11 protein-coding genes are annotated in these 12,305 nt (G+C 61.0%); 5 read left to right on the forward strand and 6 right to left on the reverse strand.

From position 1 onward, the window contains the following. Nucleotides 1-178 precede the first annotated feature (178 nt). Both RM530_RS10070 and RM530_RS10075 read left to right on the forward strand, forming a co-directional pair. Nucleotides 179-1,318 (forward strand): OmpA family protein, encoded by a 1,140-nt coding sequence (locus RM530_RS10070; RefSeq protein ID WP_311365110.1) that lies wholly within the window; start codon nucleotides 179-181, stop codon nucleotides 1,316-1,318. 183 nt (nucleotides 1,319-1,501) lie between these two features. Continuing rightward, nucleotides 1,502-2,290 carry a thrombospondin type 3 repeat-containing protein gene (locus RM530_RS10075; RefSeq protein ID WP_311365099.1) on the forward strand — a complete coding sequence of 263 codons (789 nt, stop codon included), beginning with the start codon at nucleotides 1,502-1,504 and terminating at the stop codon, nucleotides 2,288-2,290. Here RM530_RS10075 and hemH read toward each other — a convergent pair. The 4 genes from hemH to RM530_RS10095 all read right to left on the reverse strand — a co-directional run bounded on the left by hemH (nucleotide 2,287) and on the right by RM530_RS10095 (nucleotide 7,799). Continuing rightward, nucleotides 2,287-3,369, reverse strand: a complete 1,083-nt coding sequence (gene hemH / locus RM530_RS10080; protein ID WP_311365100.1) for a ferrochelatase — start codon at nucleotides 3,367-3,369, stop codon at nucleotides 2,287-2,289. The genes RM530_RS10075 and hemH overlap by 4 nt on opposite strands. A gap of 10 nt (nucleotides 3,370-3,379) precedes the next feature. Then, nucleotides 3,380-5,038, reverse strand: a complete 1,659-nt coding sequence (locus RM530_RS10085) for an alanine/glycine:cation symporter family protein (RefSeq protein ID WP_311365101.1) — start codon at nucleotides 5,036-5,038, stop codon at nucleotides 3,380-3,382. Nucleotides 5,039-5,041: 3 nt separating this feature from the next. Continuing rightward, on the reverse strand, nucleotides 5,042-6,376 hold the full coding sequence (locus RM530_RS10090) for a sodium-dependent transporter (RefSeq protein ID WP_311365102.1): 1,335 nt from the start codon (nucleotides 6,374-6,376) through the stop codon (nucleotides 5,042-5,044). Nucleotides 6,377-6,524: 148 nt separating this feature from the next. After that, on the reverse strand, nucleotides 6,525-7,799 hold the full coding sequence (locus RM530_RS10095; RefSeq protein WP_311365103.1) for an acetyl-CoA C-acetyltransferase: 1,275 nt from the start codon (nucleotides 7,797-7,799) through the stop codon (nucleotides 6,525-6,527). 268 nt (nucleotides 7,800-8,067) lie between these two features. Between RM530_RS10095 and RM530_RS10100 the strand changes: the two genes are divergently transcribed. From RM530_RS10100 to cas1f, 3 genes are all read left to right on the forward strand, one after another. Next, on the forward strand, nucleotides 8,068-8,355 hold the full coding sequence (locus RM530_RS10100) for a co-chaperone GroES (protein ID WP_349256217.1): 288 nt from the start codon (nucleotides 8,068-8,070) through the stop codon (nucleotides 8,353-8,355). Nucleotides 8,356-8,399: 44 nt separating this feature from the next. Continuing rightward, nucleotides 8,400-10,031 (forward strand): chaperonin GroEL, encoded by a 1,632-nt coding sequence (gene groL, locus RM530_RS10105; protein ID WP_311365105.1) that lies wholly within the window; start codon nucleotides 8,400-8,402, stop codon nucleotides 10,029-10,031. A 439-nt stretch (nucleotides 10,032-10,470) separates the two neighbouring features. Beyond that, nucleotides 10,471-11,445: a type I-F CRISPR-associated endonuclease Cas1f gene (gene cas1f / locus RM530_RS10110; protein WP_311365106.1), complete on the forward strand. Its 975-nt coding sequence runs from the start codon at nucleotides 10,471-10,473 to the stop codon at nucleotides 11,443-11,445. A gap of 44 nt (nucleotides 11,446-11,489) precedes the next feature. On the opposite strand, the gene RM530_RS10115 is transcribed toward cas1f, so the two are convergent. After that, on the reverse strand, nucleotides 11,490-11,888 hold the full coding sequence (locus RM530_RS10115; protein WP_311365107.1) for a type II toxin-antitoxin system VapC family toxin: 399 nt from the start codon (nucleotides 11,886-11,888) through the stop codon (nucleotides 11,490-11,492). After that, nucleotides 11,885-12,145 (reverse strand): antitoxin, encoded by a 261-nt coding sequence (locus tag RM530_RS10120; protein WP_349256218.1) that lies wholly within the window; start codon nucleotides 12,143-12,145, stop codon nucleotides 11,885-11,887. Before RM530_RS10120 ends, RM530_RS10115 begins: the two co-directional genes overlap by 4 nt. Between the last annotated feature and the right edge of the window lie 160 nt (nucleotides 12,146-12,305).

Below are 12,305 nucleotides of genomic sequence, written 5' to 3' on the forward strand. Positions count from 1 at the left end.
CGATGTTGTAGATTTGTTCATGTTTGGCGGGACGCCCATTGATTTCTGAACAGGGAGCGGCCAAACTGTTGCACGGCAGCATTTTGCAGATGCTGGCGTGTCCGGCGCTGACTTCCATCCCTCGGTGGAAGCGGTGAAGAATAAGCAAGACAGGATTCAGTCTTTTGGGAGAGTCGTTATGCGGGCGTCCAGCGTTTTAGCGCTATTGGGAGCTGCATGTATTTTCAGCTCATCGGCATTCGCCGAAGAGTACAAGGAGATGCGCCCCTATTTCACGGAGAGTCTCACCTATACCTTCGGCGATTCCGAGCGCAATGCGGATGATGCTTGGGGTGGGTATATCGGCCTGGGGGCGGCGCTGACCGAGTACTGGGGTCTGGAAGCCGGCCTGTTCTATCAGGCATTTCCCATGGGCGGAAATTCCGATCCGAATCGCTGGGAAGAGTGGGGCGTTGAAGCCAATGCTCTTTACTTCTATTCGCGCAAGCCGAGTTTCTCCCCGTACTTCAAGTTCGGTCTGGGTACGGCATGGACCGACCTGGAAACGCCGGCCGGCGACGCCGACACTCGCCAGCCGTTCTATCAGGCCGGCCTCGGCTTCATGAGCGCCTTCAAGTACTTCACCCTGCGCGGCGATGTCGCCTACCGCTATACCGACGCCAAGTTCTCGGGCCTTGACGACTTCCAGGAGCCGCAACTGCGCCTGGGTATCGCGATCCCGATCGGCAAGGCCGAAGTCGCGGAAGCCGACGACAAGATGACCGCCCCGGTCACCGACTCGGATGGTGATGGCGTGCTCGACGATCGTGACCAGTGCCCCGGCACTCCTCGCGGCGTTCGCGTCGATGCCAAGGGTTGCCCGATCGATACAGACGGCGACGGTGTGCCCGATTACCTCGACAAGTGCCCGGCCTCTCCGGCAGGTACGCCAGTGGATTCCAGTGGTTGCCCGCTGGCGACCAAGGTCGACCGCAAGTTCGAGGATGTGAACTTCGGGTTCGATCGCTTCGACCTGACCGACTACGCTCGCGTGACCCTCGACAAGACGGCGGGCGAGATCAACGCCATGGTCCAGAAGAACCCGGGTGTCCGTATCGAGGTTGAAGGTCACACCGACTCGATTGGCACCAACGAGTACAACCAGGCACTGGGCGTGCGTCGTGCCACTGCGGTCAAGGATTACCTGATCCGTAAGGGTGTGAGCGGCGATGTGATCACCACTCGCAGCTACGGTGAGACCAAGCCGATCGCCACCAACGATACGGCCAAGGGACGCCTGCTCAACCGTCGCACCGAGATTCGCGCGACGTCCGAGTAAAAGGTCGCCGACCGTAGTAGCGTCATCAAGCCCTCGCCGGTTTATCCGGCGGGGGTTTTTTCTTTGTCGGCTTTCGTCGACGTTTGATCGCCCGCGACTTGCTTCAATGTCGTGACGCTGGGTAGTCTCGACAAGCAGTCCGCTCTCAAGGCTCGGGCTTGGCGAATTGGGGGAACACAATTGATGAGACTTTGCGGCCCGGTGCTGTTGCTCGGCTTGTTGTTCAACGGCACGGTTCACGCCGAAGTCTGCGTGGACGGCGATGTTGACGGCGTCTGCGATGATCTCGATGACTGCCCGTATACCGAGCTGTCCGCATTCGTGGGTGCGAACGGTTGTGCCCTGGACGGTGATGCGGATGGGGATGGAATCGCCGATCAATCCGATCGCTGTCCGTACTCTCCGCAAGCTGCGATTGTGAATGCCCAGGGCTGCGCGGCGGATTCCGACAGAGACGGTGTCCCGGACGGCCCGGACCGGTGCCCGGCCACGCCATCCGGCATGAGCGTGGATGAGCATGGCTGTCAGGCCGACCGGGCGAGCTCTTCGAGTTCCGCCCGCGCGGCGGCGGCCAGTTCGCCCGACAACCAGGCGGGCGAGGGGCCTGGTGGTTCTGTGACCGATTTTGATCCGACTTCAGACAGTCCGCCGCCGACGGTACTGCCAATGAAGATCGACGGCTACCTGCGCAACTCAAGCAACATCCCGAGCGAAGCGATGCACAGGCTCGCCGATACGGCGGATGTTGTGACGCGGCGTCTTGAACGTGAGCCCGAGCTCAGCATCACCGTGACTGGATACGCGGATGCTCGTGATGAAGCGTCACTGGTGCACGCCCTGTCCGAAAATCGGGCAGCCCTGCTGCGCGCCGCACTCGGTGCCAAAGGTGTTCCGATGTCCCGCATCTATGCGGTCAGCGGAGGCGCATCGACCCAGGGCGCAAGTGCGCTGATCGAGTGGACGCAGCGCTAGAACGTCCGCTTCAGTTCCGCGATCCGTTCATGCTGGGGGGCGATCGGCGGCGGTTCTGAGCTGGGCAACCATCCAACGAGGTTTGAGCGGACCAGTGCCTGGAGAGCGTCGGCATGCCCGGGTGCATCGTTCAGCGCGGGGATGTAGCGTAGTTCGCGTCCGCCGGCGGCCAGGAAATCGTCCCGATTTCGAATGGCGATCTCTTCCAGCGTTTCCAGGCAATCCACCGCGAATCCGGGGCACAGCACATCAACCGAGGAGACGCCTTGAGCACCAAGGGCCTTCAGCGTCACATCGGTATAGGGCTCCAGCCAGGGGGTGCGACCGAAACGGCTCTGGAATGTGATCACGACGCGATCCCGCGTGCAGCCGAGGTCGGCGATCAGCAAACGCGCGGTTTTCTGGCATTGGCAGTAATACGGGTCGCCGTTGGTGACGTAGTGCTTGGGGATGCCATGAAACGACAGCATCAGGCGCTCGGACTGACCTTTGGTCTCCCAGTGTTCGCGCACGCTGTTCGCAAGCGCAGCGATGTAGCCCGGATCGTCATGGTATTGATGGATCGAACGCAGTTCCGGCATCCAGCGTCGCTGCATCAATGACGCGAATACGGCATCCATGACCGCTGCGGTCGTGGACCCTGAATATTGCGGATATAGCGGCAATACGAGGATGCGCCGTACGTTTTCGCGCTCGAATCGATCCATTGCCGCCGCGATGGACGGCTGGCCGTAACGCATCGCCAGAACGGTTACCACCGATGTTCCGAGTTCGGTGCTAAGGCGATCCGCGAGTGCACCAGTGAGTTGTTGCGAGCCGACGAGCAGGGGAGATCCGCCGTCCTGCCAGACAGCGGCGTAAGCGTGAGCGACCCGCTTGGGCCGAAACGGCAGCACGAAGCCGTACAGGATCGGCAGCCAGATCGCACGGGGTATTTCGACTACGCGCGGGTCGCTCAGAAATTCGGCAAGGTAGCGCCGAACGGCTTGCGGCGTCGGGCTGTCCGGCGTGCCGAGGTTGACCAGCAAAACCCCCAGCTTGGGCGTTGTCGTGTGCGCGAGCGTTTCTTTGGGGTTCATCCCGAGTGCATCATTTGTCTTGGCCTAGGGTGCCGAGTTTGAGGCGCCGGAAATAGTCCTTGTAGGCGCCCATCGCCTTGCCGCCGAGCAGCACCATGGTCGGCAGGTTGACGGCGAGCATGAAGCCCAGCGCGATGGTACTGAGCGTATCGATTTGCGTATCGGTTTTGATGAAACCCAGGCAGGTCACGAATACCAGCACGCACCACAGCAGTCGGTAGGGCGTGACCGCGCGTTCGCCGAGCAGGTAGACCACGCCCTGTTCGGCGTAGTAGCTCCAGGTGATGATCGTGGAGAGTGCGAAGAACCACACGGTCAAGGTTACCATCCAGCGCCCCAGCCCGGGAAAGGCGCTGTCGAATGCCTTGGCGGTCAAGGTGGCGCCGGGGTAGTACGAAAACAATCCACGTTCGGCAAAGACCGGCGCGCTTTCTGATTCCAGCGCCCGCCACCGAACCTCTGGCCCGTCGTTCCCGGACACGACATCGCCGAACAGCGATGCGCGCTTCTGTTCCACCTCGACCACAACGAACACCTGATCGCCCGCCGTCCACTCACCGTTCTGCGGCGGCGTGGTGATGCTGGGCACCCATGTACCAGGCGAGGATTCGACGATAGTGGGCTGTGCCATCCATTCGGCCGTGGCGGCTCGGGACCAAACGCCGCTGGACAGAATCACCAGCGCGGTGATGGTGCAAACCACGATCGTATCGATGAAGGGTTCCAGACCGGCGACCACGCCTTCGGTGACCGGCTCGGAGGTCTTGACTGCCGAATGCGCGATCGGCGCCGAGCCCAGCCCGGCTTCCGAGGAAAACAGCGCACGCTTCATGCCGAAGATGAAGCTGGTGCCGAAGGCGGCGCCGGTAAACGCCCCGACACCTTCCGCCGGTGAGAAAGCCGAAACGAAAATCAGGTGGAACATCGCCGGCAGTTGCTCGGCGTTGGCCAGCAGAACCGCAAGCCCGCTGATTACATAAAGCGCGCACATGATCGGCACCACGGTACCGGCAATTGCGCCGATGCGGCGAATGCCGCCGAGAATGACCGCGCCCACCAATATCGCCAGCACCAGTCCGGTGATCCAGGTCGGAACACCGAAGTAGAGCCGGCTCAGTTCAGCCACGTTCCAAGCCTGGAACATATTGCCACCGGTTATCCCGAACACGATCAGCGGAATCGTGAACAGCAGCCCCATGATGACGCCGAACCCTGCCAGTTTCGGGGACAGTGCGGCGAACCCCTTTTTGCACACCCACATGGTTCCGCCGTGGGGCTCGTCGGGATTGCTCATGTCGCGGTACAACAAGGCCAGCGTGACCTCGGTGCTCTTGATCGCCATGCCGACCAGACCCACCACCCACATCCAGAATACCGCGCCCGGCCCCCCCAGGCTGACCGCGATGGCCACGCCTCCGATATTGCCGAGACCGACCGTGGCCGACAGCGCGGCCGACAAGGCCTGGAAATGCGTAAGGACGCCGTTACCCTCACCGGTGATTCCGGGCACCTTGCCGCGAATCAAGGCGACTCCGTGCGTCAGCGAACGATACTGGCTGAAGCCGCTCCAGATCGTGAACAACACGCCCACGCCGAGCAGGCTGAGCAGCACCGGCACGGAGAGCATGACGCCATTGATTGCGCCCAGTACCTCGAAAAACCCTTGCATCGTTTATCCCTTGAGGGCGGAAATCAGAATCCATGCGATCGCGATCGGAGCCACGAATCGCAATATGAATAACCAAGCGCCGGCCCAAGCTTGCGATAGTTCGCCCCCGTTGGACAGAGCGCGCAAGGCCGGTTTCGCCCAGAACCAGCCGACGAACAGGGCCGTGAACAGCCCGCCTGTCGGTAGCAACACGCTGTTCGACAGGAAATCCACCAGATCGAACCAGTTCTTACCGAATACGGTGACATCCGACATTACGCCGAATGACAGCGAGGCCGGAATCCCGAGCAGAAAGCAGACCGCCGAGGCGGCGACGACGACCACCCGGCGACTCAAGCCATGCTCATCCACGAAGTAGGCCACCAATGGTTCCAGGATCGATACGGCTGAGGTCAGCGCAGCGATGGCTAGCAGTGAAAAGAACAGCACGCCAAAGAAGTTGCCGAACGGCATCGCGGCAAATACGGCGGGTAGCGTGATGAACGTCAGGCCGGGGCCGGCCGAGGGGGAAAGCCCTGCCGCGAAGACGGCGGGGATCACCATCAGACCCGAGAGAATGGCCACGGCCGAATCGATCAGCCCGATCGTCAATGCGGCCGACGGCAGATTTTCCCTGGCGGACAGGTAGGAACCGTACGTCAGCATCGTGCCCATTCCGATCGACAGCGAGAAAAAGGCCTGGGAGATCGCCGCGAAGAAGGTATCGGCGGTGACCGCGCTCCAGTTCGGCTTGAGATAGAAGATAAGGCCATCGGTGGCGCCGGGCAGCGTGACCGAGCGGACCACCAGTATTAGCAGCAAGGCAAACAAGGCCGGCATCAAGACCTTGTTGGCTCGCTCGATGCCGGCATTGATGCCACCGACGACCACGATGCCGGTGATCAGCATGAAGCCACCGGCATACACGATTGGTTGCACCGGGTCGGCAACGAAATCGCCGAACAGGTCGGTCAGCGCCGCCGAGTCGGTCGTATCCAGAGCACCCTGCGCCATGTGCACGATATAGGCGAGCGTCCAGCCCGCAACCACAATGTAGAACGAGAGGATCACGAAGCCGGTCAGGACACCGAGGTAGCCCACCAGCGGCCAGGCGCGCCCGCCGAGGAGCTTGAATGCACCGACGGGATTGCGTTGTGCGGAGCGCCCGACCAACATTTCCGCCACGACCAGCGAGATGCCGAAGGCTAGAATGATTCCGAGATAGATCAGCAAAAAGGCGCCACCGCCATTTTGGCCGGTGGTGTACGGAAAGCGCCAGATGTTGCCAAGTCCGACGGCCGAACCGGCCGCCGCCATGATGAACCCGAAACGACTTCCCCAGTGTTCGCGACTGTTCATTGCAATTGTGATCCCCGTAAATGGATCAGCCGCCGGTAGTTCTCACTCCGACGGCTGTACGGACTACTTCCAATGGTCCGTCTTCAATAGACTGTTTGTAGCAGATTTGATGCCTGACCGACGAACGACCGCGTACCGTTCACCGCTTTCACCGTTCCACGATCGCGACGACTCCTACGCCGCCGGCCGCGCAGATTGAAATCAGCCCGCGTCCCTTGCCGTCCTGCGACAGGATCTTTGCCAGATTGGCCACGATCCGTCCTCCGGTCGCTGCGAATGGGTGGCCGGTCGCAAGCGAACCGCCCCTCACATTGAGCTTGCTGCGATCGATCGCTCCAAGCGGCTTGTCGAGGCCGAGCTTTTCCTTGCAGTAAACCGGATCCTGCCAGGCCTTGAGCGTGCACAGCACCTGCGCCGCAAAGGCTTCGTGGATTTCGTAGTAGTCGAAGTCCTGCAGGCTCAGGCCGGCGCGTTCCAGCATGCGCGGAACCGCGTAGGCCGGCGCCATCAGCAGGCCTTCCTTCTTTTGAACGTAGTCCACGGCCGCGGTTTCACAGTACGTCAGATAGGCTAGCGGCTCGATCCCGCGCGATTTCGCCCATTCCTCGCTCGAAAGCAGCACGGTGGACGCACCGTCGGTGAGCGGCGTGGAGTTGCCCGCCGTCAACGTCCCGTTCTGCCGGTCGAAGGCCGGCTTGAGCGAAGCGAGTTTCTCCAGCGAGATGTCCGCGCGCAGATTGTTGTCGCGCTTGACGCCGGCGAACTCCACCAACAGGTCATCGTAGAAGCCCTCGACATAGGCCTGGGCGGCCTTGTGATGGGACTCGTAGGCCAGCTGATCCTGCTCGTCGCGCGGAATGTTCCATTCCTTCGCCATCACTTCACAGTGCTCGCCCATGCTCATCCGGGTGCGGGGCTCCAGCACGGACGGAACCGCAGGCGCCAGCATCGATGGCCGGATACGCGCCAGAACCTTGAGCCTTTGGCCGGTGGACTTGGCGCGATTGGCGTCCAGCAGGATCTTGCGCAGTTTGTCGTTGACGGCGATCGGCGCATCGGAAGTCGTATCCACGCCGCCGGCGATGCCGACCTCGATCTGGCCCAGAGCGATCTTGTTGCCCACCAGAATCGCGGCTTCCAGGCCGGTGCCACAGGCCTGCTGCACGTCATATGCCGGGGTTTCGGGAGCCAGGCCGGAGGACATCACGCACTCCCGGGTAAGGTTGAAATCGCGTGAGTGCTTGAGCACCGCACCGGCGGCGACTTCGCCCAGGCGATCTCCATGCAGTTGGAACTTGTCGACCAGGCCCCGCATCGATGCCGTCAGCATGTCCTGATTCGACTTGTGGGAGTACGCCGTGTTCGATCGGCAGAACGGAATGCGCGTGCCGCCCAGAATCGCAATCTTGCGGATTTCAGTCATTTATCAGAGTCCTTGAAAGGCGTTAAAGCCCCGCCCGCGCGGGGCTTTCTTGATACGCCGAAAAAAGAATTCAGGGAAGCCCTTGAAAAGGGCCGGGCGACCCATATCATTAGCAGCCCTCGTGGGAGACTGCTAACAGCGAGGCTGATTGCCGCCTAAGGGCCCATCTTTGATGGACTACTTAGGCTGCACGTCCGCCCGCTGTTGGGCGAGCAATCCGCGGGCCAACCCAGTCATCAATTTTTTTGCTGGAGACATTTAGATGGAATTGAACCTGCGTCCTCTGCACGATCGTGTGATCGTCAAGCGCCTGGAAGAAGAGCGCACATCGCCCGGCGGCATCGTGATTCCGGATTCGGCTGCTGAAAAGCCGATCAAGGGCGAAGTCCTGGCCGTTGGCCCGGGCAAGCTGCTCGACGACGGCAGCGTCCGTCCGAGCGATCTCAAGGCCGGTGACACCGTGCTGTTCGGCAAGTATTCCGGTACCGAGGTCAAGCTCAACGGCGCCGACTACGTAGTGATGCGTGAAGACGACATCATGGCCGTGTTCAGCTAAACACGCGCGTACACCTTTAATACGAACATCTGGAGAAACGAACAATGGCAGCTAAAGAAGTCAAGTTCGCCGACGACGCGCGCAGCCGTATGGCCAATGGCGTCAATATCCTCGCGAATGCAGTCAAGGTCACCCTCGGTCCCAAGGGCCGCAACGTCGTTCTGGACAAGTCCTTCGGTGCCCCCACGGTCACCAAGGACGGCGTCTCCGTCGCCAAGGAAATCGAGCTGAAGGACAAGTTCGAGAACATGGGCGCGCAGCTGGTCAAGGAAGTCGCTTCCAAGACCTCCGACGCCGCTGGTGACGGCACCACCACCGCCACCGTGCTGGCCCAGGCGATTCTGACCGAAGGCCTGAAGTCGGTTGCCGCCGGCATCGACCCGATGGACATCAAGCGCGGTATCGACAAGGGTGTCGAGGCCGTCACCGCCGAAGTCAAGAAACTCTCGACTCCGTGCAAGGACCGCAAGGCCATTGCCCAGGTCGGCACCGTGTCCGCCAACAGCGATGAAGCCATCGGCGAAATCATCGCCCAGGCGATGGACAAGGTCGGCAAGGAAGGCGTGATCACCGTCGAAGATGGCTCCGGTCTCGAAAACGAGCTGGACGTCGTCGAAGGCATGCAGTTCGATCGCGGCTACCTGTCCCCGTACTTCATCAACAACTCGCAGAGCCAGCAGGTCGAGCTTGAAAACCCGGTGGTGCTGATCACCGAGAAGAAGATCAGCAACATCCGTGATCTGCTGCCGGTGCTCGAAGGCGTGGCCAAGTCCAGCCGTCCGCTGATGATCATCGCCGAAGACGTTGAAGGCGAAGCGCTGGCGACCCTGGTCGTCAACAACCTGCGTGGCATCCTCAAGGTCGCGGCCGTCAAGGCCCCGGGTTTTGGCGATCGCCGCAAGGAAATGCTCAAGGACATCGCCATCCTTACCGGCGGCACCGTGATTTCCGAGGAAGTGGGCCTGTCGCTCGAGAAGGTCAGCCTGGAAGACCTGGGCAACGCCAAGAAGATCCAGATCACCAAGGAAAACACCACCGTCATCGACGGCGCCGGATCCAACGACAAGATCAAAGCGCGTGTCGACGAACTGCGTGCGCAGCGTGACGACGCGTCCAGCGACTACGACCGTGAGAAGCTCGACGAACGTATCGCCAAGCTCGCCGGCGGCGTTGCCGTGATCAAGGTTGGTGCGGCCACCGAAGTCGAGATGAAGGAAAAGAAGGCGCGCGTCGAAGACGCCCTGCACGCAACCCGTGCGGCCGTCGAAGAAGGCATCGTCCCGGGCGGTGGTGTTGCCCTGGTCCGTGCCTCCACCGCGCTGGAAGGCCTCAAGGGCGCCAATGACGACCAGACCGTCGGCATCAGCATCCTGCGTCGTGCGATTCAGGAGCCGCTGCGTCAGATCGTCAAGAACACCGGTGAAGAACCCTCCGTGGTTCTGAACAAGGTGCTCGAAGCCAAGGGCAGCAACGGCTACAACGCCGCCAATGGCACCTACGGCGACATGCTCGAAATGGGCATCATCGATCCGGCCAAGGTGACGCGTCTTGCGTTGCAGAACGCGGCCTCCGTCGCCGGTCTGCTGCTCACGACCGAAGCCATGGTCGCCGAGCTGCCGAAGAAAGAAGCCCCGATGCCGGCCGCGCCGGACATGGGCGGCATGGGCGACTTCTAAGAAGCTCGCTTCCTGGCAACAAGCTGTCAATGATCGGGGCGCCTCTGGCGCCCCGATTTTTGTTTGTGGTCTACATTGTGGTCTGCTTCATGCCGATGATGTCGGGTGTTGTCGTGCTGGCATGGTATGAATTATCTACGTCAAGTCACTTATATTGATGTGGACTCGGGATACTCTGTCGAGGTAGTCGGTTATCCGAGTACTTGGATTCGGGCAACTCGTAGCGGTCATCAAATGAATGACCCAGAACCATAAGAGATATGTCCTGCCGGACTGAAGGCTCGGTTTGTGGGCCAGTCGCTCCCATGAAACGGGGCGAGCTTCATGTGCGAGGAGGACCAATGCGACACATTCAGCAAAGAATTATTGACTCGTTTGCCGCTGTGGATGGCGCGGCAGCCTTGTTGCCACTGTCAACCAATTCGAAAGCGCGCTGACCGTGGACGAACTTCATTCCTCGGAATTGAAGAGCATTCTCCATTCCAAACGCGCCCACATCTACTATCTGGAGCATTGCCGAGTTCTGGTGAATGGTGGCCGGGTCGAGTACGTCACCGACGCCGGCAAGGAATCGTTGTACTGGAACATTCCAATAGCCAACACCACCACCATCCTGCTCGGCACCGGAACGTCGATTACCCAGGCGGCAATGCGGGAACTGGCCAAGGCCGGAGTGCTGGTCGGCTTTTGCGGCGGTGGGGGGACGCCGCTGTTCAGCGCCAATGAAGTCGATGTCGAAGTCGCCTGGCTGACGCCGCAAAGCGAGTACCGGCCCACCGAGTATCTTCAAGCCTGGGTCCGATTCTGGTTTGACGACGGCCTCAGGCTCCAGGCCGCGAAATTCTTCCAGCGCGCCCGTTTGAAGCGTATCGCTGCACACTGGCTGCGCAGCCGGGAACTGAAAGAGGCGCGTTTCGAACCCGAAGCCGATGAACTGTCGGCGCTGCTTGAACGCGCCGAACAATCCATCGACGCGGCCCTTGATACGGAATCGCTGCTGACCGGCGAAGCACGCCTCACCAAGGCATTGTTTCGAACCGCCGCCCGTGCCAGCAGTTATGGCGACTTCACCCGAGCCAAGCGGGGCGGGGGAGCGGACCCGGCCAATCGTTTTCTCGACCACGGCAATTATCTTGCCTACGGGCTCGCCGCCACGGCCACCTGGGTGCTTGGCTTGCCGCACGGGCTCGCCGTCCTGCACGGCAAGACCCGTCGTGGTGGTCTGGTGTTCGACGTAGCCGACCTGGTCAAGGACGCTGTGATTTTGCCGCAGGCCTTCATTTCCGCCGTCCGCGGAGACGAAGAGCAGGAATTCCGCAGGGCCTGCATCGAGAGCCTTACACGCAGCGAATCACTGGACTTCATGATCGACTCGATCAAGCAGATCGCGGTCGAGACCGGGAGCGAGGGTTGATGCGCGCCAGCCGTCCAATCGTCGAGCGGTCATGCAGCGCTTCCTTAACGCGTCCAGTCTTCCATGCGCAGCCCAGGTACCTGGGAAAAGGCCCGGTCGTTGCTCACCAATACCGCATACTCAGCGCTTGCATGCGCTGCGATCATCAGGTCCAGCGGACTCAGGGTGCGCCCGATTCGTTCAAGTTCCGCACGCAGGTTTCCGTAGCGGGTTGCCACCGGTCCATCCCAAGGAAGCACTTCGAGCCGAAGCAGCAGCTCATGAACGGCTGCATGCAGTCGAGTGGCTTCGGGTCTGCGTGCCAGCCCATAGCGCAGTTCCCCTTCGGTCACCGCCGAGATGCAGATCGTCTCCATGGGCACCGAGATCAACCGTTTTCTGATTTCAGTGTTCCCACGAAGCAGGTGGCTGACGGCATTGGTATCCAGCAGATAGCGTGTCACCCGTCGATGTCCGCCAGGGGATCACGGTCTTGCGCGGCTTGTGTCCGTTCGGCGGGGCTGAGGAAATCTTCCGGAACGTCGACGCCGCCCAGCGCCGCGAAAAAGCCGTCCCAATCGGTGGGGCGCCGCGACAGAATCACATCGCCTGTCGCTTCGTCACGGCGGATGAAAACCTCATCCGTATCAAAGCGGAAACTGGCCGGTAAGCGCACGGCCTGGCTGCGTCCATTGGCAAAGACTTTTGCGGTTTGGCTCATGGCGAAAATCCTCAAGCGTGATGTATACCAAAGTATATACCGGCCATCGTTTGCTCGCCATGGCGGCGGAGACTCTGAGTGTCCGAGGCCTGAATTTTGGCTCTTGTGCAGTTGTATGAGGTAGTTTTCCGGCTTTGGGGAAGAGCGCGAGGGGAGGTTC

The sequence above is a fragment of the Banduia mediterranea genome, assembly GCF_031846245.1.
In the GTDB taxonomy this organism is placed as follows: domain Bacteria; phylum Pseudomonadota; class Gammaproteobacteria; order Nevskiales; family Nevskiaceae; genus Banduia; species Banduia mediterranea.